The organism is Agrobacterium sp. LAD9 (assembly GCF_003031125.1).
GTDB lineage: Bacteria > Pseudomonadota > Alphaproteobacteria > Rhizobiales > Rhizobiaceae > Agrobacterium > Agrobacterium radiobacter.
Window position 1 is genome coordinate 1 of sequence record NZ_PHGS01000011.1, and the last position, 25,447, is coordinate 25,447.

Annotated in this window: 25 protein-coding genes; 12 read left to right on the forward strand and 13 right to left on the reverse strand. The window is 57.7% G+C overall.

The window, feature by feature from the left end:
- Positions 1-35 precede the first annotated feature (35 nt).
- The 10 genes from DA915_RS12955 to tssI form a co-directional block, all read right to left on the reverse strand.
- Positions 36-1,028 (reverse strand): type VI immunity family protein, encoded by a 993-nt coding sequence (locus DA915_RS12955; RefSeq protein WP_107676020.1) that lies wholly within the window; start codon positions 1,026-1,028, stop codon positions 36-38.
- 9 nt (positions 1,029-1,037) lie between these two features.
- Positions 1,038-1,667: a type VI immunity family protein gene (locus DA915_RS12960; RefSeq protein ID WP_192886484.1), complete on the reverse strand. Its 630-nt coding sequence runs from the start codon at positions 1,665-1,667 to the stop codon at positions 1,038-1,040.
- A gap of 14 nt (positions 1,668-1,681) precedes the next feature.
- A complete protein-coding gene (locus DA915_RS12965) occupies positions 1,682-2,674 on the reverse strand; it encodes a type VI immunity family protein (protein WP_107676026.1) in 993 nt (330 codons plus the stop codon).
- A gap of 9 nt (positions 2,675-2,683) precedes the next feature.
- Complete coding sequence (locus tag DA915_RS12970; protein WP_107676027.1) at positions 2,684-3,820, reverse strand: DUF4150 domain-containing protein; 1,137 nt, start codon at positions 3,818-3,820, stop codon at positions 2,684-2,686.
- A complete protein-coding gene (locus DA915_RS12975; protein WP_153064535.1) occupies positions 3,817-4,863 on the reverse strand; it encodes a hypothetical protein in 1,047 nt (348 codons plus the stop codon). The genes DA915_RS12970 and DA915_RS12975 overlap by 4 nt, the downstream gene beginning before the upstream one ends.
- A gap of 17 nt (positions 4,864-4,880) precedes the next feature.
- Positions 4,881-5,906 carry a DUF2169 domain-containing protein gene (locus DA915_RS12980; protein WP_107676029.1) on the reverse strand — a complete coding sequence of 342 codons (1,026 nt, stop codon included), beginning with the start codon at positions 5,904-5,906 and terminating at the stop codon, positions 4,881-4,883.
- A gap of 6 nt (positions 5,907-5,912) precedes the next feature.
- On the reverse strand, positions 5,913-6,161 hold the full coding sequence (locus DA915_RS12985; protein ID WP_107676030.1) for a hypothetical protein: 249 nt from the start codon (positions 6,159-6,161) through the stop codon (positions 5,913-5,915).
- A 79-nt stretch (positions 6,162-6,240) separates the two neighbouring features.
- The gene (locus DA915_RS12990; protein WP_153064536.1) at positions 6,241-7,404 is read right to left on the reverse strand and encodes a hypothetical protein; all 1,164 of its coding nucleotides are present in this window, start codon (positions 7,402-7,404) and stop codon (positions 6,241-6,243) included.
- A gap of 16 nt (positions 7,405-7,420) precedes the next feature.
- A complete protein-coding gene (locus tag DA915_RS12995) occupies positions 7,421-8,566 on the reverse strand; it encodes a hypothetical protein (protein WP_153064537.1) in 1,146 nt (381 codons plus the stop codon).
- Positions 8,567-8,574: 8 nt separating this feature from the next.
- Positions 8,575-10,686, reverse strand: coding sequence for a type VI secretion system tip protein TssI/VgrG (gene tssI / locus DA915_RS13000; protein WP_107676033.1), 2,112 nt, complete (start codon positions 10,684-10,686; stop codon positions 8,575-8,577).
- A 157-nt stretch (positions 10,687-10,843) separates the two neighbouring features.
- On the opposite strand from tssI, the gene DA915_RS13005 reads away from it, so the two are divergent.
- On the forward strand, positions 10,844-11,740 hold the full coding sequence (locus tag DA915_RS13005) for a hypothetical protein (RefSeq protein WP_244600706.1): 897 nt from the start codon (positions 10,844-10,846) through the stop codon (positions 11,738-11,740).
- Positions 11,741-12,340: 600 nt separating this feature from the next.
- On the opposite strand, the gene DA915_RS13010 is transcribed toward DA915_RS13005, so the two are convergent.
- On the reverse strand, positions 12,341-12,769 hold the full coding sequence (locus DA915_RS13010; protein WP_107676035.1) for a hypothetical protein: 429 nt from the start codon (positions 12,767-12,769) through the stop codon (positions 12,341-12,343).
- Positions 12,770-12,991: 222 nt separating this feature from the next.
- Here DA915_RS13010 and DA915_RS13015 point away from each other — a divergent pair, with 222 nt between their 5' ends.
- From DA915_RS13015 to DA915_RS13035, 5 genes are all read left to right on the forward strand, one after another.
- Complete coding sequence (locus DA915_RS13015) at positions 12,992-14,023, forward strand: amino acid ABC transporter substrate-binding protein (protein WP_107676036.1); 1,032 nt, start codon at positions 12,992-12,994, stop codon at positions 14,021-14,023.
- Positions 14,024-14,041: 18 nt separating this feature from the next.
- Positions 14,042-15,226: an amino acid ABC transporter permease gene (locus tag DA915_RS13020; RefSeq protein ID WP_107676037.1), complete on the forward strand. Its 1,185-nt coding sequence runs from the start codon at positions 14,042-14,044 to the stop codon at positions 15,224-15,226.
- Entirely contained in the window at positions 15,223-16,305 is a 1,083-nt protein-coding gene (locus tag DA915_RS13025) for an amino acid ABC transporter permease (protein WP_107676038.1), read from the forward strand. The genes DA915_RS13020 and DA915_RS13025 overlap by 4 nt, the downstream gene beginning before the upstream one ends.
- Before the next feature lie 314 nt (positions 16,306-16,619).
- Positions 16,620-16,808: a hypothetical protein gene (locus DA915_RS13030; RefSeq protein ID WP_003504152.1), complete on the forward strand. Its 189-nt coding sequence runs from the start codon at positions 16,620-16,622 to the stop codon at positions 16,806-16,808.
- A gap of 75 nt (positions 16,809-16,883) precedes the next feature.
- Positions 16,884-17,939: an isopenicillin N synthase family oxygenase gene (locus DA915_RS13035; protein ID WP_107676039.1), complete on the forward strand. Its 1,056-nt coding sequence runs from the start codon at positions 16,884-16,886 to the stop codon at positions 17,937-17,939.
- An 84-nt stretch (positions 17,940-18,023) separates the two neighbouring features.
- On the opposite strand, the gene DA915_RS13040 is transcribed toward DA915_RS13035, so the two are convergent.
- Complete coding sequence (locus DA915_RS13040; RefSeq protein WP_107676040.1) at positions 18,024-18,998, reverse strand: fatty acid desaturase; 975 nt, start codon at positions 18,996-18,998, stop codon at positions 18,024-18,026.
- Between DA915_RS13040 and DA915_RS28660 the strand changes: the two genes are divergently transcribed.
- From DA915_RS28660 to DA915_RS13065, 6 genes are read left to right on the forward strand one after another with little or no spacing between them, the layout of a single operon-like run.
- Positions 18,997-19,182, forward strand: coding sequence for a hypothetical protein (locus DA915_RS28660; RefSeq protein ID WP_128286955.1), 186 nt, complete (start codon positions 18,997-18,999; stop codon positions 19,180-19,182). The genes DA915_RS13040 and DA915_RS28660 overlap by 2 nt on opposite strands.
- Before the next feature lie 52 nt (positions 19,183-19,234).
- Positions 19,235-20,797 (forward strand): ABC transporter substrate-binding protein, encoded by a 1,563-nt coding sequence (locus tag DA915_RS13045; RefSeq protein ID WP_107676041.1) that lies wholly within the window; start codon positions 19,235-19,237, stop codon positions 20,795-20,797.
- A gap of 42 nt (positions 20,798-20,839) precedes the next feature.
- The gene (locus DA915_RS13050) at positions 20,840-21,820 is read left to right on the forward strand and encodes an ABC transporter permease (protein WP_107676042.1); all 981 of its coding nucleotides are present in this window, start codon (positions 20,840-20,842) and stop codon (positions 21,818-21,820) included.
- A complete protein-coding gene (locus tag DA915_RS13055; RefSeq protein WP_107676043.1) occupies positions 21,817-22,650 on the forward strand; it encodes an ABC transporter permease in 834 nt (277 codons plus the stop codon). Before DA915_RS13050 ends, DA915_RS13055 begins: the two co-directional genes overlap by 4 nt.
- Positions 22,647-23,621: an ABC transporter ATP-binding protein gene (locus DA915_RS13060; protein WP_107676044.1), complete on the forward strand. Its 975-nt coding sequence runs from the start codon at positions 22,647-22,649 to the stop codon at positions 23,619-23,621. Before DA915_RS13055 ends, DA915_RS13060 begins: the two co-directional genes overlap by 4 nt.
- A complete protein-coding gene (locus DA915_RS13065) occupies positions 23,621-24,595 on the forward strand; it encodes an oligopeptide/dipeptide ABC transporter ATP-binding protein (protein ID WP_107676045.1) in 975 nt (324 codons plus the stop codon). Before DA915_RS13060 ends, DA915_RS13065 begins: the two co-directional genes overlap by 1 nt.
- Here the strand turns inward: DA915_RS13065 and DA915_RS13070 are convergent.
- On the reverse strand, positions 24,577-25,383 hold the full coding sequence (locus DA915_RS13070; RefSeq protein ID WP_107676046.1) for a phosphate/phosphite/phosphonate ABC transporter substrate-binding protein: 807 nt from the start codon (positions 25,381-25,383) through the stop codon (positions 24,577-24,579). The genes DA915_RS13065 and DA915_RS13070 overlap by 19 nt on opposite strands.
- Between the last annotated feature and the right edge of the window lie 64 nt (positions 25,384-25,447).

Consider the following 25,447-nt stretch of genomic DNA (forward strand, 5'->3'; position numbering starts at 1 on the left):
ATAAGTTTCGTTTAACTTCGCGAGGCTGGGCGAACTTAACGTTCACCATCGTCAAATCGATGTGTCCACCATTGCGTATACTCCATCTCATCGACATCGTAGGGAGCCCGTAGATAGGGATAGTCCCAGTTCTCGTAGCGCAGAGGCTTGAGGAAATCATTGACCGCGCGATAGGCCGTCGGCACCCGCCCCTTGATCAAGTCGCCAAGCACAGGCCGTTCACCCGCCTGGAAAACGACGCCCCCCTCATAGGGATGGAGGACGACCTCGTCTCCCAGCATTTCTCTCGCCTTTCCAAGACCACCGATGCGCGCCAGCAGTTCATCGTTAACGGCTGTCAGCCAATTCACGTCACGGATCACATCGGTGCGGTGTAATATTTCCAGAGTAAAATTGCTGCCATCTTCGTAAAGCAGGCCAGGAAACCGCCGGAACAGAGGATATGCTTTTTCAGTCGCACCCGCGGCATAGGAATAGAAAAAAAGCGACATCCCCGAAACAGCATAAAAAACCCGGAGATCACGGCAGGCGTCAACGAATAAACGAACCACGCCAGTTGGGTCGCGTGATAATTCCGATAGCCGTGTCTGATACATCAAGCGCCCGTTGCCGCCGCGATAGCCGGCGCTTGGAAGAAGGACAGTAAAGTAGTCATGGACCGGATCGGTCGAACGCGGCGCCTGTTTTGGCATATGCCTGATATAGAAGCTCGCAGTCTTCCCCTCATCAAAATATTCATCTTGTGACAGATTTTGCGCAACGTCTTCCCGTGAAGAGATGCGACGTACTCGCTCGTTAAAGGACAACAAATTTGTGTTGCCTTCCGCAAGGTCGTAGTAACGTAGCGCCAGATCGAGCATGGCTTGGCGTGTACGCCGTGTTTCACCAACCCCAAAATAGAACCCGGCCGTCAGCCCGAATAACCATTGAATGGCATTACCGGGCAGCAGGCCGATTTCGTCAAGCTTCCCTAGTTCGCCACGCTCTTCGAGGATCGCCATTGTGGCGAGGAGTTCGCTTATATCCAAAACGCCATCCTAGCGCTCGCCACCATCAAACCGGTGTGTCCACCATTCGGTGTACTCCATCTTATCGACATCACATGGCGCTCTAAGATAGGCGCGCTCCCAGTTCTCGTAACGCAGGGGCTTGAGGAAATCGTTGACTGCACGATATGCTGCGGGCACCCTCCCCTTGTTCAGATCGCCGAACACAGGCCGTTCGCCAACCTGGAAAACAACGCCATTGCCACCGCGATAACCGGCGCCGGGAAGAAGGGCAGTGAAGTAGTCGTGGACCGGATCGGTCGAACGCAACGCCTGTTTTGGCATATGCCTTATGTAGAAACTCGCCGTCTCCCTTTCGTCGTCATATTCCCTCTGCGACAGATATTCCTCAATATGTTTTCCTGCTGAAATGCGGCGTGTCCGCTCATTAAACGATAATAAATTGGTATTGCTCTCTACGAGATCGTAGTAACGCAGTGCCAAGCCGAGCATAGATTGGCGTATTTGACGTGTTTCTCCGTCGGCAAAATAGAACCCGGACGTCAGTCCAAACAGCCATTGGATGACATTGCCGGGCGGCGATCCAATTTCGTCCAGTTTTTCGAGTTCACCCCGCTCCTCAAGGATCGCCATCGTGGTGATGAGTTCGCTTAAGTTCACGAGGCTGAGCAACCTTAACGTTCACCATCGTCAAATCGACTTGTCCACCATTGCGTATACTCCATCTCATCGACATCGTAGGGTGCTCGAAGATAGGGATAATCCCATGCCTCGTAACGCAGGGGCTTGAGAAAATCGTTGACCGCGCGGTACGCTGCGGGCACCTGCCCCTTGTTCAAGTCGCCAAGCACCGGCCGTTCACCCGCCTGGAAAACGACGCCCCCCTCGTAAGGATGGAGGACGATTTCGTCTGCGAGCACTTCTCTCGCCTTCTCAAGACCACCGACGCGCGCCAGCAGTTCATCGTTGACGGCTGTCAACCAATTGACGTCACGGATCACATCGGTGCGCTGCGAAATGATTAACCCAAAACGGATGCCGTCCTCATAGAGAAGGCCGGGAAATCTGCGGAACAATGGATAGGCTCTTTCGGTTGCGCCTGCCGCATAGGAATAGAAGAAAAGCGACATCCCCGAAACGGCATAAAAGACCTGAAGGTCACGGCAGGCGTCAACGAAGAAACGCACAACACCTACTGGATCTCGCGATAGTTCCGACAGCCTCGTCTGGTACATCAGGTGCCCACAGCCGCCACGATACCCAATGCCGGGAAGAAGCGCCGTCAAATAGTCGTGGACCGGATCGGTCGACCGCAGAGCTTGGGCAGGCATGTGTCTGATATAAAAGCCTGCGGTCTCCTTCTCATCAAGGTAATTGCTTTGTGCTAGATGGCGCTCAATGTCATCTCTCGAAGACAGACGGCGCGAACGTTCACCGACCGTCAGCAGATTGGTGTTTCCTGTCGTCACATCGTAGTAACGCGCGGCCAGATCGAGTGCGGCTCGTCGTATCCGCGGTGTTTCACCACCTGCAAAATAGAAACCAGCAGTGAGACCAAACAGCCATTGAATCGCGTTGCCCGGCGGCAAACCGATCTCGTCCAATTTGTCGAGTTCACCGCGCTCTTCGAGGATCGCCATCGTGCCCACGAGTTCGTTTAAATTCATAATATTATCCTACCAGCTTGGTATCGGAGGTCGGCGTCCGCCAGGAAGCCTTGGGCCTGGCAACGGAAGCCAGATCGGCGGGCCATTCTCAAGGCCTTTTTTAAGCTGTCGCCATCGTTCTTCGGCCTCCCATTGGCGTTCCTGTTCGCGCTGCCTCACAGACTCCTCGCAATTGTCACATTCATCCAGCACCACGAATTCCCTGTATCTAGCCCTGTGACGTAATGCGATAGCCTCATAAGCGGCATTCTTCGTGGGATCATTCGGAAACTTGTCGCCGGGAAACTTCATGTCATACATATGGGTCATCTGGCCATTCTCGACTTTCACCACGTCCAGCCAGCGGGAGCCACGCACATTGAACCATCGCGTGCCGCCCCAGGGCGCCCGGCGGGGAACCTTTGGAATGTCGTGTTCCTCTCCCTGCAGGATGACATTACCGGGCGGTTTGTCCGGGAACTGATTGTTCGGGTTGTTCGGATCCCAGAATCCAAGTTCGGAAACATAACCGTAATTGGTGCGCGGATCCCCGACCGGCATGCTGCTACCAAGAACCGTGTTCGGATACTGCGCCTGGATCGTTGCATCGACACAGCGCTGATAGCGGCCTGGGCTCGACTCGTCGTCGCGCGGCAAAACCTGATCCATCCATTCAAGCCCCTCGGTAACGCTGTTTCTCGGACGATGCAGCGCATAACAGCGGCAGCCCACCTCGCAGAGATAACGTTCGGGATGGCCTTCGGGCAGGTCGGTCTTGTAGCCGCCGACCGATAAGGTGTTGCCCTTGTTGAGGAGCATCTTGTCGGTAAGGCGCGTTACTGCGCGGCCTTGCATGAACACGTTGGGAGACCACGACAGGAAAGTGGCCTCATGCAGATGCGTGCCGGATTTGACCCCTCCGGACGAACCGGGCTCGTCACCGATCGATTTGGCGAACCGGGAGCCGCGCACGCCATTCATCGCCCCGCCATGCGAAAACACCGTGGTGGTGCCGTCGGCGAGGTCGCGGGCAAATGCGGTATTCGTATATGGCACGGGCACAGGCTTGGGCGGGGTCAGGCATACATCCGGCAGCGTCGAGCGGACGTAGCCGTTCGAGTTTTTGTGGCAGAGCGTAATCCCGTTGATGCGGATTGTTTCCTTCATGCGTCTATCCTGCCGGTTTCCACGTCGCGCTGGACGCTTTCCACAATTACCGCCGCTCTCAGCCCGTCGCGGGAACTGGCGGACAGAAGGATGTAGAGAGATTCTTCGCCCACCGGCTCTGCCTTTTCTACGCGCGATCCCGGAGCAGGCCCAAGTGCAAGCGCCGCCATCACAAGCCCGCTCGCAGCCCCCAGGTCACCCAGCTGAAGCGACGGCATTTCTGCCCTGTCCGACAGGTCGGCCATTTGCGCGGCGTTGGTTGTGATCGCATACCCAAATTCCTCGGCGCGTACGCGATCACCATTGAGATCGACAATGAAGCGATCCGGAGAAAAGCCACCCTCGAGGAGAGCCCCATAACAGCTCGCAAGAGCGCGGCCCATCAATCCGCGCTCGGGATCGATCGGACTTTCAGGCTCTTCCATGATTGAAAGGCGAGCGATCCGGCCGAGCCGCGTATTGTCTTCCGGACCCAGTGCAAACACGGCCGCAGCTTCGCCGGGAACCATGCCGTAGGGGTTATCCCGTGTCAGCAGTTCACCGTGATAAGCCAGACTGTCGAGCATATCCGAATGAACATAACTGTCGACAACCGCAACAAGAACAACTCTCCCTGTTTTCCTCACGACTTCCGGACCATCCCGGCCAACAAGCCGCAGGCTTTCAGCCTGTCCACCAAAGCAAACGGAGAGACCCTTCACTTGCGCCAGGGGGTTCTGCTGGAGCCTGGCATTAAAGTCCTCAGCGACAGGTCCGCCCTCCATCCAATAGGGTAACAGCAAAAGCATCGCATAATCCGCGCTTTCCTGTCCGCGCTTCGCCAACTGCGCAACGCAATCGGCAAGTGCACAGGCGAGTAATTTTCGCAGTCGCTCGACATAGTCCCGCTCTTCCGTCAAAGGAAAGACCGGCGCAAGGGTTGGGGGTCGCCCATCCGCCATCACCAGGTTGCGGTCCTTCTCGGTGAATCGTTCGCCGCTCGAATAGGCGGCAATTGCCGTTTCAAAGTTTTTGCCCGCAGGGCATGTCAGGCCGGCCGCCAAGATTGAAACCGTCGCTCTCATGAGACGACCCCGGCCATTTGCCTCAGTCGTAGGAAAGAGACTTCAACATCCTGGTCGCGCCCGCCACATGGTACATGCGCGTTCCATACCAGATCCACGAGACGCTCATCGCCGGTGATTTCCACCTGAATCAGCCTGAACCTATGCGTTAGCGTCCTACCGGCGATACGCGTGTCCGCTTCGAGGATACATTGCGGCAGGCGAAATTCGTAACTGCCTTCAGCATGTAGCCCTTCCAGCCTAACCGGCTCGCCACCGCGTAGTTCGCCCGGATAAATCTGGTCGACAGGCGCGGTCTGATGGAAATTTTCGGAGAAATCGGAAGGCAAAAGCGGCGACCTGTTTTTAATCCAAGCCTCATCATAGGTGCCAGCGTGGATACGCCGCGTTGTCCAAGCAGGCTGAATCGCACCAAACCCGACCGGCTGCGAAAGCGGCCGACCTGGATCGAAGAGATCCACGGGAGCTGCAATCTGCGGTATAACCAGTTCCGCGCCCTCCGGGGCACGCTCGAAATGACGTGACCAGCCCCGGCCAATTGGATTGGCTTCGCACTCGGCCCCATCATCATCCCCAAAGAGATCGCTTCCGCCGAGCGAACGCCTCCATGACAGTTCGACGCGTGAGGCCCGCTCTTTTTCGGCAACCTCCCAGCCACGCTTCTTTTTGACCATTCGCGCTTCGCCCGTAACGGCGGCCTGCTTTGTCATTGTACCGACAGCAACCGTGACATCGATCCGATCTATCGGTTTCTCGTCAGGCGCAACGGCTGAGCCATGGATAAGAATATCTGCCGCGGGCCGGAAAGGTGCGAAATCTGCGTCCGCGAGGAGTTCACTTGCCTCGGCATCGCGATAGGCCGGAGAGAGCCGGATAGGCTGCGGCTCAAGAAGATCCGTCATGCCGTCCGGACGCGTACGAAACCGCCCACGCACGGCGACACACCAATATTCCTTTCCGTCGCGGTCCCGAACGAAGTAACCGTCCGCGGCAAAAGGCGTGTTGTTGCTGACAGCCCACATGCCCGATCAGTTCAAATCGATATAGGCGGCGTCCAGCGCGATATTCTGGCGGGCCGTCTGGATAATTTTCTTGCCTTCCACCCTCACGATCCCGTCAGAACCCAGTGAGATGCGGGCTTCTCCGTTGCGGATCGTCAACGTCCCCGAACCATCGAACTCGATCATCGTTGCGAGCTTCAGAAGCTTGCCCCATGCGTCCTCCGGCAACGGAAGAATTTCTGCTAAAAGCGCCTTGCGATCAGGGATCTGATTCATATCGTGCAAACTCCCACTAAATTCACCAGATGGAAGGCCGACCCTAAAAACAAGCGGCGCTTCCGTTGACTACGGACCTTTATTTCAGTTGATCCACCAAACCGTCCCCCATGGTACGCGTGACGAAGTCGGTGTGGATCATGGTTGCAACGTCTGTAGGCGTGGCAGGAAACGCCGTAAGCGAAGCCACTGCGGCGACAACGCCCTTCTTGAAACTCAACACGGTCTTGGCACGTATCTTCTGTCCACTTCCTTGAAGAGTAACGATGTCGATGAAACCTTTATCGACTTCACCAACCTTTTCACCAGGAACGAAACTGACGTCCTCGTCCAACTTGAAGCCCACGTCCGGCATGAGATTCTGCAGTTCGATTTCCACCACTTTCGCGGCGAGCTGCCGCAGTTGATCGCCAGTCGGCGACAGGTCCGACTTGGGTGTTGGAAAAATGAACAGGGACACAGCCGCGTTTCCGTCCGGATCATTGGAATTTGTGAATATCGCCCCGGTATAAGACGGATTGGGATCGCTGTTCTGCGTCAGTTTTTTCCATCCGTCCGGCAGGCGTGCGGAGTAGGCAGTGCCGCCGCTCGACGGCAACTCTTGCCAATGCATCGAGCCTTCAATGCCGTCGGTCGTTTCCTTGTCGAGCTTCAAAGCTCCGAAAAATTGCGCAATCTGGGGTTCGACGCGGGCGGCCTCCTCTTCCGCGTAGCCAGCACGCACAATGAGCAGAGACTTATCCTCGCGCCATACCGAGACCCTCTCACGGCGGTTGAACCCATTATCCGGCCCGAGGGCAAACACATCGCCAGCGTCACGACCATGTTCCTTCATCGCGGACACGGAAGGTGCCCATTCTTTCGCAAAAAGCCGGGCGTAATCAACGCCGCGCGCAACTTTTTCCGGTTTGATCTCGGCGGTGATGATCTGGATTTCGAAATGATCGCGATTGGCGGGATCATAGCCGATTGTCTGCAGCGTGACATTGTCGAAGGTTTCGTACTTGTCCCATTCGGACAGCGCTCGCTGTTCCTTGAACCACATAAACTTGTCGATCTTGACCGAGTGAAAATTAAGATCCTTGGCGTCCTGAAATGTATATGGCTCCGACGCCTTCGCTGTGGTGTCCAGGGTCAAACGGCTCGTATAATCTTCAGCCATAACATCCAATCCAATTGCGGTCGTCATCAAAACCATCGCCGAAAAAGACAGTCGGCGCAGCACCAAAAATAGAGGCTTCAACGTTCGGTTCTCCGTATCATTTTCCCCGCCATCCCTTGATCAGGTCTGCGGCCTTATCAAGACCGGTCAGGCCGGCAGATGCTTTTGCGCCGCCCCCCACGCCAAAGCCAAGTTTCGCGCCGACCTCCGCGCGGGCCTTGCCCTTTTTCACGCCTGCTTCCGCAGATGCTTCAGCCTGAGCGCCAACAGCCCCCTGCAGCTCACCGCCAAGGCACACACCAATATCCCATTTATCTTCGATGAGTTGGTTGTGCTCTTCGAATAGCCAGTTCCACGCTTTGATGACAGGATTGCCAACACGGCTTGGCGTCAGGCAAAGTTCCCCGTTCACCGAGCCCTCGATGACATTGGCCTTGGCCGCAAGTTTCAATGTCCCTGTTACCTCTTCAGGGTTACCGACAAAAGCAACCTCGCCCTCCAGCTCTCCTTTCAGCACCGCGCCTTTTGCGGCTCCGGAGATGACCTGGTCCTTGAGAACCTCGACTTTGCCCTGAGCCGCAGCGGCACTGGCTTTTGCGCTTAATTTGGCATCAACACCGCCTTTGGTGAGGGAAAATCCGGCTTTTCCATCACCTTCAAGAGCTCCGAACTTGTATTCTCCTGAAGCCCAATCCTTTGCCGGGTCGCCAAAGCTGTCTCCGGCCAGTTTTTTATCGGCTTTCCACCATGTATACTCGGCAACCTGGAAATTGCGTTCCTTCCATTTGCCGCGCCAGTCAGTGTCGTGGTCGGTCTTCCCGTCCGGGTTGCGGCGCGTGTAACCCGAAACGAGATACTCTCTCACGCCCCGTTGGTATTTCTTGCCAACGCCGGCTTCCTTGTAGTCCTTGCTCAGTTCACCAAACTTCCAGGCGCTTTCCTTGGTCTCGTTTTCACGTTCTTTCTGAGGAAGGAGTTTGTTTGCGCTGGACGATCGTCCGAAAAGCACGGTCTCGTCCACAGCGGGTATATATTCGCATAGTCCGCCGTTGGAATTGAACGACTGCTGGGAAGCATCCGCGCGATATGGCGGCGTGACCCTCGGAGACACAGGAAAGAACGGGTGGCGCTTGAATGTCGACAGGTCGGTTTTCAACATCTCCAGGACATTGTCGTCATCGTATGCGGAAAACGGCACACCCAGCATGCGAGACGGCGGCAATCCTGATGGTTTCTCAGCCATGGCCCTACTCAGTTCTGTGTAATCTGGTCGGCTTGGAAATGAATATGCTTCCCTTGAATCACGATATGCCCCTCGCGCGACATCGTGAGCATCGAGTTCTCTCCCACTTTAATCGTCAATTGTTCGCCCACCCGGATGTTCATGATGCGCCCGATATCTGTGTCGGAGCGCCCCCGGACGATGACGCTGTGAGATTTACCGACCGTCGTTTGATAAGTGTGTCCAACAACCGTCGATTTGGCACCGCCGACAACCTCCGAGGAACCAATACCAACGACCTGCGAGTGATTTTTCTCGACGAACAGCTGGAAATTCCCTTTTGCAAAATTGAAAGGATCCGGAATCTTGAGTTTGCCCAATGCAGCTCCAACCTTGTCAAAGACGAGCTTCGTCTTGTCCCTCAAAAGGTTCGACAAGGCATTTTCGCCGACTGCAATCGACATGTTGCCCGCTATGACCTCGTCATGATCGCCACCAACTTCCGTCGATTTGTCATTGGCCACGAGTTCCGATTTATCGCGTCCCACACGCTTGGAGTAATCGTTCAGAATTTCAAAATTCGTATCCTTCTGGGCGTGGAGAAATACCTCCTCCTTGGCCGCCTCGTCCTCAAACCGTAATTCGTTAAATCCGGACCCTTTGTGCGTGTTGGTGCGGAATGTGCTGCGCGTCTTGTTCGCCGGCAGCTCATAAGGAACGGTCTGACGTGCGTTCGGCACGACGCCGGTCACCAGCGGCCGGTCTGGATCGCCATCGATAAAGGCAACCATCACTTCCATGCCGATGCGCGGGATGATCTGACCGCCCCAGGTGGAGCCGGCCCAGTTCTGCGCAACACGAACCCAGCACGTATCCGTGCCGTCCTTCTTCGCCTTGCGGTCCCACGGGAACCACAGCTTGATGCGGCCATATTGGTCAGGGTGGATTTCTTCGCCTTCAGGGCCGGCGACGATCGCCACCTGCGTGCCTTCGATGCGAGGCCTTCTGGTGGCCCGGTGCGGCGTCAGCGGCACACGAGCGGGGATCGCTTCGAAGCGATTACGATATTCCGGCTCGTTGCTGTTTGTCTCATAGGAGAGATCAACAATGCTATGGCTTGCCCTAATGATCACATGCTCTTCATAGGCATGCTCTGGATGGGCAACCTCGAAAGGCGTGAAACGGCGGCCGGCCTCCAGAATGCGCGTGGTCGACGAACCGAACACCCGGTCGTGATCGGCCTCGATGGACTGGGTTCTGAGTTTCTGCGCCCGCTCGGCCTCTTCCACCGTCTTGATGCGGGCCGGATATTCGTAAAGCTCGCGCTTCGTCGCATCCGGCATCTGCACCAGCGATGGCGTCATCGTGCCCGGCACCATGCCCGGCGTCTCGAAATTCCAGTCTGCGCCCGCGCGCTGGCCCGAGACATAGGAGAAACGCCGCGCCCAGTCGTTGATGTGGTTGCGATCCGACGAGCCCTGCGCCAGACGCACTGTCCCCTCACCCTGCGCGGCCGGCGACGGCCCAAGCCAGCCGCTGGCGCTATCGGCCACATGCAGCTTGTGGGAACCATCCTCGTGGCTGAACCAGTAGAACAGGCCGTCCTCTTCGAAACGGCGGGTGAGATAGTCGAGATCGGTCTCGTTAAACTGTACGCTGTAGTGCTGTGCAGGCGGCGGCGAGATGATGCCTGACGTATCTGGTGCGGGAATACCGTGTTCGGAAAACAGCGTCTCGACGATCTCGACCGCCGTCTTGTCCATCCAGATGCGGCAATCGGAACGGCGTGACAGAAGCCACATTTGCGGGCGGATCGTCAGCGCATAGGAGCGCATGCCGCGTGTGATAGGCGGGCCTTCATGCAGCTCCGTCACCAGGCCGTTGAACGGGCGGCGAACACCGCCGCCGTCACCCTCGCCCTGGCTGATCTCGATGGAGATATCGACCAGCCGTCCGATCAGCTCTTCGGGCTTGACCGCTTCTTTCTTGGCCCGCACGGTCAGGCGAATGTCGAAGAGCTGCGACACGCCCTCCTCGACCGTCAGGCGCTCCGGCAGAAGCTGATCCTCGCCGAGAGGCGAAGAAACCTTCAGAACGCGGCTCGCCTGAACGAAATCGGAAAACGAAGGCTGGTCATTCATGGCGAACCTCGATAGCAGAGCCAAAAAAATCAATCAGCTGTCAAAATCTCGACAGAATGCAATCAAACATTGTGGCGAAACCATGGATTCACCATGAATTCCGCAACCTGGATATGCCAAAATTCCATCGATGAAATCTGACAGGCTGGGGTATGGAGTGACGATCGAAAGAAATCCGAGGCAGACAAAACACGGCGCCGACACCTACGGCCTGCGTCGAGAAGAGGCCGCCGGGGCTCACCACGGTGCCGGATGGTGGGTCAGTATCAGGCGGCGCGGCCACAGGATCGTCAGGCTGTTCAAGGACAGCATTTACGGCTCGGGCGATGCCGCCTATCGTGAGGCGCGCGCCTACCGCGACGCCATTATTCTTGCCATTCCGCCCGCCACCAATCACGAGCAGGCCGTGCTTCTGCGCAGAAACAACCGAAGCGGTATTTCTGGCGTCAGGCGTGTAGAGACGGCCGATGGTGATATATGGCAGGCAACCCTGATGACGAATGAGGGACAGAAAAGAGAAAACTTCTCCATCGCAAAACTGGGCGAGGAAGCGGCAAAGTCGATGGCGATCACGCAACGCCGCAAATGGCTGAAGGCACTACCCGTTACTCATCTCGCATACGCGCATCACGCTGCCGAGGTGGCACGCACGCAGTTTGGCGACGAGCTTGCGCCTGCAGGCGACGTCCTGCCCAAGGCGCATCCTGACGATCAGGGCATTGAGGCGCGTATCAGAGCCATCAACGACCGCTTTGATGCTGCTCGGCCGAAACGGCTGCGGGTCCGGGTCAAAAGCTACGAGGCGGACAGAGTGTCCATCGCTATTTCCGATGCGGGCAACCCGGTGAGGAAAAAACTCACGCACCTCAATACGCGGGGCAGGACCGCGATCGAAATCATCGACGCTATCGAGGGTGCTATGGAGGAAACGGTTACCGCCATTTACGATCAAGACACCTGGGTCTGGTTCATGGCCGAACATGGAAGCGAACTTCTGAGAGACTTCAATATCAATGAGGGATTCAATGTCCTCGTTATTGTGCCGGGGCGGTGACAATAGTCAGATGTCAAACGTCTAGCTGGAATGAGCGACTACACACAGCACGGAGAACAGACCTCATAGACGTAGAATAGAAAAACGGGACTTGAGGAGCCGCTGACGGTGTTGGCTTCTCCTACGTTCCAGATATCGCAGGCAATGGCAGAGAAACCGTCGAATTACGGCAAGGCCTGACAGCGGAAAGTGGCGACCGGTCAGTCGGGATCATAACTGCCGAGGGGAATGTCCCCACCCTCCGCGATACATTAGTTATGATTCATAATGTTAAATAGCAAGAATAAAAGCCCTGCCACATAGGTATCACGCGATCTGATTGATGCCCACGACCTGCCAGGAAATCTCAAACTTCCTCTGTAGACGGATGTCCCTGGCCTGTTCGGTGACCGTAATCTGTCATATACGATCGGCGTCAGAAATCGCCCAACGCACTTGGGTGATCAGTTTTGCATCCTGTGCAAGACGGGAGGTTTTTCCGAATGAATTTCAGAACGATGTCCTGCGTCGCAGGAGCTGCTTTCATTTTCGCAATGAGGCCCAATTGATACGGTCATGCAGGTAAATCGCCAGCCGCAATTATTTCTTAATGGCGCGCGCCTATCTGACAGCACCCTGTAGGTAGAGATCCTCACCACGTTTTTCTTGTGAGAAAACGAAATCATCTTGCCGCAAGAACCTGTCGAACCATTGCAACAGTTCATCCGCAGTCGCCGAATTGCGATAGGCATTCAGTTGAACAGTCAGCGGAGCATCGAAAGAGATGTCAAAACTCGTACCGAACTGCGTTTCGCCCGAAACATCCGCTTTGAACCTCCCGCCCCCATCATGACGCATGGTGATGTCAGCACGTTTGAAGAACTCGTCGCTGTATGCCGCGACAAGTCCGGGGGCTTCCCACCAGTCTTCATTAGTCAGGGCGTTGTGTGTTCCCAGTTCGGTTACTGGAGCGGATTCTCGTTCCGTGGAAGGGGAAGGCTTGATAGCCCTTTCTTTCAGGGCGGGTTGGACAGGACATCCGGTACGCAAAAAACAGCCACGCAGATGACCGTAGGAGCCATCCCCCTCTTCCGGAGCAACGGTGTGCCGACAATTCGAAAAATAAGCAATTGCCTTTTCTAAAAGCTTACATTTCGGGCAATCGATCCCTCGTTTATATATTCCATAAAATTACTATACTACTAGGTTCCGACCATCGGGGGATCAATCGGTGGGCGGTAAACCTGATCATTTCATCAGGAGCATTTTTGAATGTCATCTCAGGGATTTATCGGCGGCTTCGTCAGATCGGCAATTGCGGCGGCGCTGCTCGCCTCCGCAACACTGTCCGGCACAGCCCATGCCGGTCCGACACTCGACAAGATCAATCAGCGCGGCACGATCAAGGTTGGCGTGGGTACCACGCCTGGCTTCTTCTCACCGGACAGCAACGGTCGCTGGCAGGGTTTCTTCATCGATTACGGCCGCGCATTGTCCATCGCCGTCTTCGGCAATCCGGACAAGGTGGAATTTACCAATTCCTCTCCCCAGCAGCGTCTGCCTGCCTTGCAGAGCGGTGAATTCGACATTCTGCTTTCCGGTGTCACCGTGACCGTCACCCGCGCCTTCAAGCTCGGTTTCCACTTCGGCCCGACGATTTTTTATGACGGTCAGGGCATTCTGGTTCGAAAGGATCTTGGCGTCACCAAGGCCGCCGATCTGGACGGCGCCACCATCGGCGCCCAGAGCGGTACGACCGGTGAACTCAACGTTGCCGACTTCTTCCGCAAGACCGGCAAGAAATTCACGCCAGTCACGATTGAAGACACCGGACAGTTTATCGCGGCGCTGGAGTCCGGACGCGTCGACGCGATCACCCAGGATTCCTCCGATCTGGTCGGCAAGCGCACCCAGCTGAAGAAACCCGACGACTATATTGTCCTGCCCGAGCGGCTGTCGAAGGAGCCGCTGGCGCCCGCCATTGCCGGCGGCGACGACCGGTGGCTGGAAATCGTGAACTGGACCGTCAACGCCACCATCCAGGCGGAAGAATGGGGCATTACCTCCAAAAACGTCGATGAGTTCCTGAAGTCTCCCGACCCGGCGATCCAGCGTTTCCTCGGCGTCGACCCCTCGCTTGGCGAGGCCATCGGTCTTGATCCGAAATGGGCCTACAACATCATCAAGACGGTCGGAAACTATGGCGAAATCTTCGACCGGCATCTGAAGCCGCTCGGCTGGGATCGCGGCTATAATCGCCTCTGGACCGATGGCGGCCTGCTTTATTCGCCACCCTTCCGTTGAGACGGCCGAGTTTCACAGATGTCCTTAATCGTAGCGCCGGGCCCTCGCAGGCCCGGTATCCATCGTCGGTTCCTCAAGTGGTGGGGCCATCGCCCCATCACTCAGTTGGCGGTCATCGCATCATTTATCGCATTGCTCGTCTATCTCGGGGTCAACGTCACGATGACGATGGCACGCATCGGCGTCTCACCGGGTTTTGATTTTCTCTGGCGTTCGGCGAACTTTGAAATCGGCGAAAGTCCGATCACTTTCGCCGCTGGCGATCCATATCTGCGCGCCATGCTCGCTGGTCTGTTCAATACGCTGAAGGTCTCGCTGATCGGCTGCATATTCGCGACTATTCTCGGAGTAGCCGTGGGCGTCGCGGGCCTGTCTGGAAACCTGCTTCTCGCCTCCCTTGTGCGATGGTATGTGGAGTTGATCCGTAATACGCCGCTTCTTTTGCAACTCTTCTTCTGGATTTCGCTCGCCAAGGCATTTCCGGCACCGCGCCAGGCAGGCGCTTTGCTAGGATCGGTCTATCTGACCAATCGCGGCGTCTATCTACCGGCAATCTCCGTGGAAGGCCTCCCGGTCAATGGCCCGGTGTTTGCGACACTTATTGTCTTTGCCCTTGGCCTTATGCTCGCCGTGATGTCCAACTTGAAACGGCTGCATGGAAAAAACGTGGCTGTCGCCACCGTCGCCATTCTCGGCGCGGCGGCCATCGCTTTCGTGACGCTCGGAGCGAAGCTGACATTTGAAACGCCCGCATTGGCCGGCTTCAACATCCGGGGCGGGTATAATCTGACACCGGAATTTGCCGCACTCCTGACCGGTCTGATCGTAAAGTTTTCCACTGCAATCGCGGAGATCGTCCGGGCTGGCATTCAGTCGGTCAATCGAGGCCAGTGGGAAGCCGCCCGCGCGCTCGGTCTGCACAATGGACAGATCATGCGGCTGATCGTGCTTCCGCAGGCGCTGCGCGTCATCACCCCGCTCGCCACATCGAGCTATCTCGATCTGACGAAGGATTCCAGCCTGGCGGTCGCAATCGGCTACCCGGATCTCGTCAGCATCGTCAACACCACCGCCAATACGACCGGCCAGTCGCTGGAGGCCCTCATGATCCTCATCGGCACCTATCTCGGAATCAATCTTGTCGTCTCCGCCCTCATGAACCAGTACAACAAAAGGGTCGCACTGAAGGGAGTGGCACGATGACCAGGCATACTGGAAACATCTTTGCCCACCGGCTTCACGGGCGCCTGGGCAAGCTGCAAAGCGGTCTCTTCGGCACGCTTTCCAATACCGCCATCACTCTCCTGACGCTGGCAACCCTGACTTGGCTTCTGCCGCCGTTTTTCCGGTGGGCCCTGCTTGACGCGACATGGAGCGGAACGTCCGCAAACTGCGGCGCGCGCGACGGTGCCTGTTGGGCTTTCATTGCCGCCAAGCTGCGTTTCATCCTGTTTGCCTTCTACCCGCCGGAACTCCAATGGCGTCCGGCACTCGTCATTCTGATCCTTGTGGCCTTGCTCGTCACGAGCGCTCTTCCCCGCTTTTGGCGCAAGGAACTGCTGCTCGTCTGGCCTGTTGCGGCCCTGGTTTCCTGGATGCTTTTGACCGGCAGCCCGGGCAATTCGCCAGTTCCGTCCAACCAATGGGGCGGGCTGCCGGTGACGCTGTTTGTTTGGGCCATCTGCTTTGCGTCCGCGACGCCGATTGCGATCCTTCTGGCACTCGCCCGCCGCTCAAACCTCGGCGGACTGCGCACCCTTTCCATCGTCTATATTGAGGTGATGCGCGGCACGCCCATGGTTGCGATCCTCTATGTCGCCATGCTGATCCTGCCGATGGCGCTGCCGGAAGCACAGTTCGACAAGATGATCCGGGCTATGATCATGATCACTCTTTTCTGGGCGGCCTATATAGCGGAGGTCGTGCGTGCCGGCCTGCAGGCGATACCATCCGGCCAGCAGGAGGCGGCCACCGCGTTGGGGATCAGTTACTGGCGCACGATGCATCTCGTCGTTCTGCCCCAGGCACTGCGGATCGTCATTCCCGGCATGGTCAATTTGGCAATAGGTTTCCTGCTGGCCACATCCCTGCTCGCGGTTATCGGCATTTTCGACCTGCTGAACGCCGCTCGCGCAGCGGCGACCGATCCGGGCTGGCTCGGTTTTTATAACGAAGCCTATCTGCTCGTGGCTCTCCTCTACTTCGCGATCTGCTTTGGCGCCTCCCGGTACAGTCTGTGGCTGGAGCGCCTGCTGCGAAACAGACCAACCCGAGGGGAATGACAATTCCCTAATGGGAGTTTTTTGAGATAATTGCCTACGCGAGCTCGCGAATATGGAGAAGTATAGATTTTTCTTCCGTATCGATATCAAAATCAGTGGTTCCATTGCTCAAGTTAGTATATGTTTTTTGTAGAAAATTATCGCAAACAGGAACTTCGGAAATGGCCCTTGCATCCGCTTCGCCTGCATCGACGTCACGTCATATCCGTAGTTCCAGGTCGTGTTGTCGCTTCTCCCTGCCTCGAATGCCAGTGCCGTCGAAAGACGGCCCGTCCCGAGCAAACACACAAAGCCCAAATTGGCGGAGAAGCGAAATGCAAAGACAAACGATCGAATACCAGGGACTGCCGGTCGGCATTGCTGTCCCGAACGAGGATAAACTGCGGTTCATCGCGGTCAAATTTCACGTCATCGATCTGGACAACCGACAATTTTCCAGTGTTGCCGAGCTGACGTCGGCGATCCGGGCGCATCTGGACGGCCAACAGGCACTGGCAGCCTGAGCTACCCGAAAAGCGATTATGGTGAGCGCCGTGTACCGGCCGACCAAGCAACCACCCAGAAGCCGGAAACAGGACATGGCATTTCAAATCGCCCCCATCGAAAATACGGCTTCGCTGCCGACACTCGACTTTTCCCGTTTCCATTCGCCGGAAGCGCGTGCTGAATTTATCGGCGACCTGCGCAACGTGCTCCACGATCACGGTTTCTTTTATCTCACCGGCCACGGTGTCGATCCCCGGCTGGTGGAAGACGTGCTGTCGACCTCGAAACGTTTTTTCGCCCTGCCGCTGGAGGAAAAGCTCAAGATCGAGATGGTGAAATCACCACATTTTCGCGGCTATAACCGGGCCGGTCAGGAGCGCACGCGGGGCGAACAGGACTGGCGTGAACAGCTCGATATCAACACCGAAGGCGAACCGGTCAAGATCGGTCCAGACTCGCCGCCGTGGAAGCGGCTGTTTGGGCCCAATCAATGGCCGGACGCTTTGCCTGAACTCAAACCCCTGCTGTTGCGATATCAGGCGGAGGTGACAAGGATCGGCATCGATCTCCTCAAGGCGATAGCTGCCGCTCTCGGGCAACCGGAAAATGTCTTTGCCGAAATTTACGAGCCACAGCCGACGCAACTTCTCAAAATCATCCGTTACCCGGGGCGGGATGTCGCGGAAACCGATCAGGGCGTTGGCGCCCACAAGGATGGCGGCTTTGTCACCGTGCTTCTCCAGGACACAACACCGGGGCTGCGGGTGCGCACCGAGACAGGAGACTGGATCGACGCACCGCCCGTGCCCGGCACCTTCATCATCAATACCGGCGAATTGCTGGAACTCGCCACCAACGGTTTTGTCCGCGCAGACGTGCATGACGTCGTGGCACCGCCGGCGGGCGTAGAGCGCTTCTCCGTCGCCTTTTTCCTCGGCTCCCGGTATGATGCGACCATACCGGTCATCGAATTACCCGACGAGTTGAAGCGCTCCGAACGGGGCATCACGGTTGATCCCCTGAACCCGATTTTCCGGGAAGTCGGGCAGAACCACCTGAAAAGCCGTTTGCGCTCGCATCCCGACGTCGCACTCGCGCACCACGCCGATCTTCTGTCTCCAGAACAAAAACCGCTTCGGCCGGCTTAATTTCGCAACAACGACCTTGATGGCGTGCATTGGTTTTGACGCCTCATGTCGGCGTGAGGTAATCTTTCCGCTCACTCTTTACGATCAAACATCCTTCGTCGCAGCATCGACAGGTGATACGTTGAGATGACGAGGATGACGGGGATCGTCATGGGGTTTCAGGAAGAAGCGGCGGGCGACATCGAGATAGCCGTCATAGACCAGACCGCCATTGATCGTGACAAGCGTGTCTCGATGGCGGCGGTAGAGAACGGGGATGCTGTACCAGGGGATGGCGGGCAATTTGTGATGCAGCACATGCAGATTGTTGTAGAGAAACAATAGCCCGAACAGCGGGCTGTTCTCGACGATCGCGGTGCGCTCATCCTGATGGTCGGCATAACGGTGCTCCGCATAGGACCGGAGCCTGCTCAGCGCCGCGCCGACATAAACAAAACCGAAGAGATAGAGCCAGAGCGGCATTCCGCAAATCCCCACCACCCAGGTCAGGACACCCGCGACACCAATCGCATGCCGCGCCCAAAGCGCCGCCCGTATCCTGTCGCCCTTGAAGATCAGGGATACCTCCTGCACCAGGAAATTGACAATCATGACCAGCGGGCCAAGCGTCAGCCGCCCCAGCAAGGTGGTGTTCCAGAGCGCCAGATATCGGCCGATCAACCCCATTCTTTCCCAGGCCGCCTGGGTGAAATAAGAGGATTCCGGATCTTCGATCGGATCGGTCAGATGTTCGTCGCGGTGGTGGGTCAGGTGCCCTTCCCGGTAAATGGCGTAGGGTAACCACAGAGGCAAAGGCGGCCAGCCGATCGCATCGTTGATGGCGCGATAGCGGGTCGGATGCCCATGAATGACCTCATGCTGGAGCGATCCATGCCAGGCGACCAGCCATCCACCAAGGGCAATCACAACAGGAACCGACAAAGATTGCCAGAACCATGTCACCGCCAGGAAACCGCCATAGATGACGATCGCCAGAACCACCGTCTGCCATTCGATGCGGGATATGGTGAGAGAGTTGGGGGACGAGGAAAAAATATCAGGAGAGGGAAGACGGGACATGAATCAGGTTCCGGCTGAGACGGGTTTCTCGCACCACTATAAAGCCGGGCGCTGGACGCCGCGCCGCACGGCTTTGCAGCAGAGACGCCAAAAAGGGAAAAATGGTTTTGCAACAGGGTTCTACGGAAAATATTTATTCTATAAAATTTGTAGGTTATTAGCTTTAATCCCTCCATCGAATTGAGGAGCGCTGCCCGCCTCATGCGGGCAGGCGCTTCATACCGGAGGGCCATTTCTTGACATTCGACACCACACGCCGGCAGGTGCTATTCGGCGGCGCATCCATTGCAGGTCTTGTCGCTCTTGGCGGCGTTCATCCCGTTTTTGCCAATGCCGACCGCTCCAGGATCGTCGTCCGCGTCGAGAAAGACCTTTCAAACCTCGATCCGGCCAATCGTTCAGGCCCGATCGATCTGAACGTCCTCTGGTCAGTGCAGCAGGGCCTGATCTCCTTCAAGCCGGGCTCGACGGACTGGGAACTCGACGCCGCCGAAGAACTGGAACAGGTAAGCGGCACCGAAATCCGTTTCAAACTGCGCAGCGGGCTCAAATTCACCGACGGCTATGGCGAACTGACCGCTGAAGACGTGAAATTCTCCTTCGAGCGTTTCCTCAAGCCGGATGCCGAAGGCAAGCCCGTTACCTACGCCAAGGACTGGTCAGCTCTTGATCGCGTCGAGATCACCAGCCCCCTCGAAGGCCGCATCATCCTGAAGCAGCCGGCACCGGCACTCTACACGATCGCGCTCGCTGATGGATCTGGCCGGATCATTTCCAAAAAGGCTTTCGAAGCGCTCGGCAACAATATCGCCACGAAACTGATCGGCAGCGGCCCCTACGTTCTCAAGGAATGGGTTCCGCGCGAGCACTTCACGCTCGAAATCAACCCCGACTACAAGGGACCGATCAAACCGCACTTCCAGCAGATCGTCGGCAAGCCGATCGGAGAGCAGAAGACCTCGGAAATCGCCTTCCAGTCCGGCGAGATCGACTTCACCGCGATCGATCCCGAAAACGGCAAGGCCTTGGCGAACCTGCCGGATGCAAGCGTGACGGAAATTCCGGCCATCGACTATGTCTGGTTCGGGCCCAATATCGAGAAGGCTCCCTTTAACGACATCCGCGTCCGTCAGGCCATCCGTTATGCCGTCGACATCGACGCGATCCTGCAGGGTGCCTATTCCGGCATCTACCCACGCGCCAATTCGCTGCTTGCACCAAGCCTGCTCGGATACTGGAAAGAAGCGCCCGTCTATGCACGGGATCTGGAAAAAGCGCAGGCATTGCTGGCCGAAGCCGGCCACACGAACGGTTTCAAGACCAAGCTCACCATCGAAGCGACGGCGCGTTATGAGGCCATTGCCCAGATCATTCAGGCAAACCTTTCTGAAGTCGGCATCGAAGTAGAAATCGAGGCGCTGGAATCCGCCGCCTACTGGGCGCTCGGCAAAAATGACGCCAGCAAGGACCTCGAGCTGTCGCTTGTCAAGTTCAACGGAAAATTTGACCCGGGCTTCCAGACGCAATGGTTCACATCGGCGCAGGTTGGTCAATGGAACTGGCAGCGCTGGAAGAACGCGGATTTCGATGCCCTGCATGAAAAGGGCGGCGTCACGGTCGACCCCGCAGAACGGGAAAAGATCTACATTGAGGCCCAGAAGCTGCTCGACGAATCCGTAGCCTTCATCTGGATCACGCACAATCTGAATGCCTTTGCTTCGCGCAAATGGCTGAAGCCCGGTGTTCTTCCGAATGGCAATAACTGGCTCTATACAGCCTTTACGGAAGCGACGGCCTGATCCGGTGCGTGTTTTCTCAGTGACTGAAAGGGATGCGCTGCGATGAGGAGCGCATCCCTGCAAATTCATCTTGCCTTCAAGCTCGTTACGGCGCTTCTCGCCGTGGCGGGCTCCGTCGTATTGCTGATGGCGCTCACACGGCTGATTCCCGGCGATCCCGCAACGGTGATCCTCGGTTCACGCGCAACGCCCGAGGCCGTGGCGGCGCTCAACGCCCGCATCGGTCTCGACAAGCCGCTGATCGAGCAGGTGTTCAGGTTTTTCGGCCGGCTGGTTTCCGGCGATCTCGGCGAAGATGTTTTCAACGGCCGCCCGGTCATCGCCCTTGTTGCGGCAGCTTTGCCGAACACGGTGGCCCTTGCTGTTTCCGCCATGCTCTGCGCCATCGCGCTCGGCGTGCCGCTTGCCCTCATCTCCGCCCGCTGGCCGGGCGGCAGGACGGACCGGCTTATCGCATTCCTGAGCGTCGGCTTCATCTCGACGCCCAGCTTTGTCGTCTCGGTGTTCCTCCTGATGATGTTTTCGGTAAAGCTGCGGTGGTTTCCGGTGCTGGGCGCCGGCAACAGCGGCGATATCGGCGACCAGCTCTGGCATCTCGCCCTGCCGACGGCGGCGCTTGCTGCAGGCTGGATCGGCTACATCGCCCGTCTGCTGCGCGCCTCGCTGCTGGAAGTGCTCGGTGAAAACCAGATCCGCACATTGCGGGCCTATGGTGTCAACGAGACGAAAATCCTGGTGAAGTACGCCCTCAAGCCGGCGATATTGCCCACCGTCGCCGTGCTTGGCATGGGGTTTGGCGAACTTCTGGGCGGGGCAGTTTTTGCCGAAGTCATTTTCAACCGTCCCGGTCTCGGTTCGTTGATCTATGACGCCATCCGCACCCGTAACTATCCGGTGGTTCAGGGCGGCGTCTTTGTCATCGTGCTGCTTTACGTCCTGACCAATCTCATTGCGGACCTTTCGCAAAGCCTGCTCGATCCGCGCGAGCGCGCCCGGCTCGTCTCTGGAAGGCAACAGCAATGACCGTCCTCCACGATCTTTCCCGCCGGCCCGGCGGCACATTTGCGCTCTTTGCAGTCACGCTGCTCTGTCTCGTGGCAATCGCTGCTCCGCTGATCGCGCCTTATGGCCCGAACGCGATCGCGCCGGCCAACCGGTTCATGGACCCGTCGTTGCAACATCTTCTCGGAACCGATCATCTCGGCCGCGACATATTGAGCCGACTTATCTACGGCGCGCGGATAGCGCTTGGCATTTCTCTCTCCGTCATCGCCATTTCGCTGACAACGGGTGTCGCACTGGGTGTGGCGGCTGCCCTCTCCTCACGCGTCGTCGACCTCTTCATCGTCGGCGTCTTTGATGTCGTGACTTCGTTTCCAAGCATCATTCTTGCTCTGGCGCTTGTCGCAGTCTTCGGCCCGGGTCTCGGCAATGTCGTTCTGCTTGTCAGCATCGTCTTCATTCCGCATTTCGGTCGGGTCGCCCGCGCCCAGACGATCGCAATCCGCAACAGCCCCTTCATCGAGGCGGAAAGGGTTCTCGGTGCCGAAACGTGGCGCCTGGTCCTGCATCATGTCACGCCCAACATCATCGGTCCGATCTTCGTACTGGCATGCATGGACATCCCCGTCGTCATCACCATCGAGGCGGGGTTGAGCTTTCTCGGTCTTGGCGTGCGTCCGCCGCTTGCAAGCTGGGGCAACCTGCTCAACGACGGCTACACCTATCTCGACCAATCGGTCTGGCTCGCCACCTTTTCCGGCCTGGCGCTGATCCTCGCGACACTCGGTTTTGCGCTTCTGGGTGAAGCCCTGCGCGACACACTCGACCCGAAGCTGAGGAAAAGCCTGTGACAGATGCCCTCGTCCTCATCGAAAACCTCAACGTGTCTTACAAAAGCGCCGGTCGGAGCGCGCATATCATCGACGGCGTCGATATCACCATTGGTCGCGGCCAGTCCGTCGGCCTCGTAGGAGAAAGCGGCAGCGGCAAGTCAACGGTCGCCTTCGCCCTGCTCGGCCTGCTTGCCGATAATGCGGAAATTTCGGCAAACCGTGCGGCCTTTGACGGACGCGAGACAAACCTGGCATCAGGGGAAACAGCAAGGCTGCGCGGCACTGACATAGCCATGGTCTTTCAGGACCCCATGACCGCGCTCAACCCGATGTTCACGATCGGCACCCAGCTCGTCGATATCCAGCGCCGGCGATTTCCAAAGGAAAGCCGGAGAGCGCTCTGGGCGCGGGCGGAAGCGGTGCTTTCCCACGTGGGTTTGCAGGATGCGGCGCTACGCATGCACCGGTATCCGCACGAATTTTCCGGCGGCATGCGACAGCGCGTTGTGATTGCCATGGCGCTTCTGGTCGAACCGAAGCTGTTGATTGCCGATGAGCCGACAACAGCGCTCGATGCCACGGTTGAAGCGCAGGTGGTGGAAATGCTGCATCGGCTGCGGCAACGAACTGTCGCTTCCATGCTGGTCGTCAGTCACAGCATGGGGCTTATCGCCGAACTCTGCGACAGCGTTATCGTGATGTATGCGGGAACGGTGGTGGAAAGCGGTCGGGTCGCGGACGTCTTGCATCGCCCTCACCATCCTTATACCCGGGCCTTGCTCAACTGCGAGATCGACCCTTACGCGGCCTTCGACCGCCTGCAGGATCTTGCCACCATTCCCGGTACTGTTCCCGATCCCGCCCACCGGCCGCAGGGCTGCATCTTTGCGCAACGATGTCCCTCCCGCCATGACCGCTGCGTGGAAAAACCGCCACGTCGGCAGGCGAAGAGCGAGCAGAGCTTCTTCTGCTGGCTGGAGGCGGCGTGATGACCATACCGGCCCTTTCACTCAAGAATGCGGTGATCCGCTACGATCGGCTGACTGCCGTCGATGGCGTGTCACTGGATCTGCTCTCCGGCGAAACCCTTGGTCTTGTCGGCGAAAGCGGATGCGGAAAATCCTCTCTTGCCCGGGCAATCGTCGGGCTTCAGCCGCTTGCTGCCGGTACGCTTTCGGTTGCCGGCGAAACGCTGGATAGTACAGCAACCAAGCGCCGCAACGATCTGCAGCGCCGTATTCAGCTATTGTTTCAGGACCCAGCCGCTTCGCTTTCACCGCGCATGAAAGTGCGCGCGCTTCTGGCCGAACCGCTTAAAATACGCAAAGTGCATTCTCCCGAAAGCTGGGCGCAGATATCCGCGCTTGCGGAAAGCATCGGCCTCGGCGAGCAGCTTCTTTCACGTTATCCGCATCAGCTGAGCGGCGGGCAGGCGCGGCGTGTGGCGCTCGTGCGCGCTCTTGCGGCCGAACCCTCGATCATCGTTGCAGATGAACCGACGGCTGGCCTCGACATCTCCATTCAGGGCGAGTTGCTCAATCTCCTGCGCGAGCTTCGGGATCGGCTGAAGCTCAGCTATCTGCTCATCTCCCACAATCTCAATGTCGTCGGCCGCGTTACCGATCGTGTCGCCGTGATGTATCTCGGCCAGATCGTCGAGAGCGGGCCGACAGCCGACCTGTTTCGTTATCCAGCACACCCCTATACGCAGGCGCTGCTCTCCGCCAATCTCACGCTCGATCCCGGTCGTCGGCGCGAGCGCATCGTGCTTTCCGGAGAATTGCCAAGCCCGGGCAACCCGCCATCCGGCTGCCGTTTCCACAAACGCTGTCCGCTGGCGCGTCCACGCTGCTCAAGCGAAGTTCCAACGCTTGTTTCCACCGGCTCATCCGGCCGCAGTGTCGCCTGCCACTTTCCACTCATGACGGAAGCAGAAGCCCTGCCTCAGGCGATAACGGGGTAACCATGACGCGCGGCATCCCGATCAAGCTCGGCCAGCACTTCGTAGTCGGCATCGCCGAGCAGACTGATGCCGCGCAACGAGAGCGTATCGCAGACGCCGGCAAATGCGGGGTCAGCGATCGTCTCCGCCAGCGCACGCCGCAGGATCACGAGTTCCCTTGCCGGTGTCGCAGCAGCCGTGATGAAGGGCAGCCCCGGCCCCCTGGCAGTTTCGGCAAGAATGCGCACGCCCGCAACCCGTTGCGGATCAAAGCGCAGGGTGTTGCCGAAGGTGACGCAGTCGATGGAAGCGACATCCGCCTCGCCTTTCGAAACCGCATCGATACTCGCCAGATGACCACCGGTCTTCAAGACCGAGGAGAAGAACCGGCCGGCATTCGCATGTGGCGCCACGAAAGCCCGGAACAGATTGTAGCCCGAATTGCTGCCGGGTTCGTTGATCGCAGCCCGGGCGCCCCTCAATTCCTCGATCGACTGCGCTGTCGAGGCAGCGTTGACGATGATGAAACTGCATTTGAGCGGGCCATCGCATCCGGGCAGGCCATAGACGGGGGTTGCCACCAGTTGCACCTTGCCGCGCAGATGCCGCACATAGGGATATCCGCAGGTCTGGCCGAACAGCAGATCGGGCCGGAGCCACGCCTCGTCATAACGAATTCCATCATCCAGCGCGACCGGCGCATCTACACCACCTGTGCGAAGACGCTCGCCCAGCGCCGCCCAGAACAGCGCCGTCGCCTCCTTGACCGGCGTAGGGCTGGCATACATGGCAAGACTGGCGAGCGACATCGGGAAAACTCCGGAAAAACAATTCAAAAACCTATGCAATACATAGATTTAAAGTGCAATTCGA

What these genes read in the sequence shown, in the direction of transcription:
- DA915_RS13035 (WP_107676039.1), top strand. Translation starts at nt 16,884, where the DNA reads ATGGCATTTCAAATCGCCCCCATCGAAAATACGGCTTCGCTGCCGACA.
- tssI (WP_107676033.1), bottom strand. Translation starts at nt 10,686, where the DNA reads ATGAATGACCAGCCTTCGTTTTCCGATTTCGTTCAGGCGAGCCGCGTT.
- DA915_RS13030 (WP_003504152.1), top strand. Translation starts at nt 16,620, where the DNA reads ATGCAAAGACAAACGATCGAATACCAGGGACTGCCGGTCGGCATTGCT.
- DA915_RS13020 (WP_107676037.1), top strand. Translation starts at nt 14,042, where the DNA reads ATGTCCTTAATCGTAGCGCCGGGCCCTCGCAGGCCCGGTATCCATCGT.
- DA915_RS13025 (WP_107676038.1), top strand. Translation starts at nt 15,223, where the DNA reads ATGACCAGGCATACTGGAAACATCTTTGCCCACCGGCTTCACGGGCGC.
- DA915_RS13065 (WP_107676045.1), top strand. Translation starts at nt 23,621, where the DNA reads ATGACCATACCGGCCCTTTCACTCAAGAATGCGGTGATCCGCTACGAT.
- DA915_RS28660 (WP_128286955.1), top strand. Translation starts at nt 18,997, where the DNA reads ATGAATCAGGTTCCGGCTGAGACGGGTTTCTCGCACCACTATAAAGCC.
- DA915_RS13055 (WP_107676043.1), top strand. Translation starts at nt 21,817, where the DNA reads ATGACCGTCCTCCACGATCTTTCCCGCCGGCCCGGCGGCACATTTGCG.
- DA915_RS12965 (WP_107676026.1), bottom strand. Translation starts at nt 2,674, where the DNA reads ATGAATTTAAACGAACTCGTGGGCACGATGGCGATCCTCGAAGAGCGC.
- DA915_RS13040 (WP_107676040.1), bottom strand. Translation starts at nt 18,998, where the DNA reads ATGTCCCGTCTTCCCTCTCCTGATATTTTTTCCTCGTCCCCCAACTCT.
- DA915_RS12985 (WP_107676030.1), bottom strand. Translation starts at nt 6,161, where the DNA reads ATGAATCAGATCCCTGATCGCAAGGCGCTTTTAGCAGAAATTCTTCCG.
- DA915_RS12980 (WP_107676029.1), bottom strand. Translation starts at nt 5,906, where the DNA reads ATGTGGGCTGTCAGCAACAACACGCCTTTTGCCGCGGACGGTTACTTC.
- DA915_RS12970 (WP_107676027.1), bottom strand. Translation starts at nt 3,820, where the DNA reads ATGAAGGAAACAATCCGCATCAACGGGATTACGCTCTGCCACAAAAAC.
- DA915_RS13015 (WP_107676036.1), top strand. Translation starts at nt 12,992, where the DNA reads ATGTCATCTCAGGGATTTATCGGCGGCTTCGTCAGATCGGCAATTGCG.
- DA915_RS12995 (WP_153064537.1), bottom strand. Translation starts at nt 8,566, where the DNA reads ATGGCTGAGAAACCATCAGGATTGCCGCCGTCTCGCATGCTGGGTGTG.
- DA915_RS13070 (WP_107676046.1), bottom strand. Translation starts at nt 25,383, where the DNA reads ATGTCGCTCGCCAGTCTTGCCATGTATGCCAGCCCTACGCCGGTCAAG.
- DA915_RS13050 (WP_107676042.1), top strand. Translation starts at nt 20,840, where the DNA reads ATGAGGAGCGCATCCCTGCAAATTCATCTTGCCTTCAAGCTCGTTACG.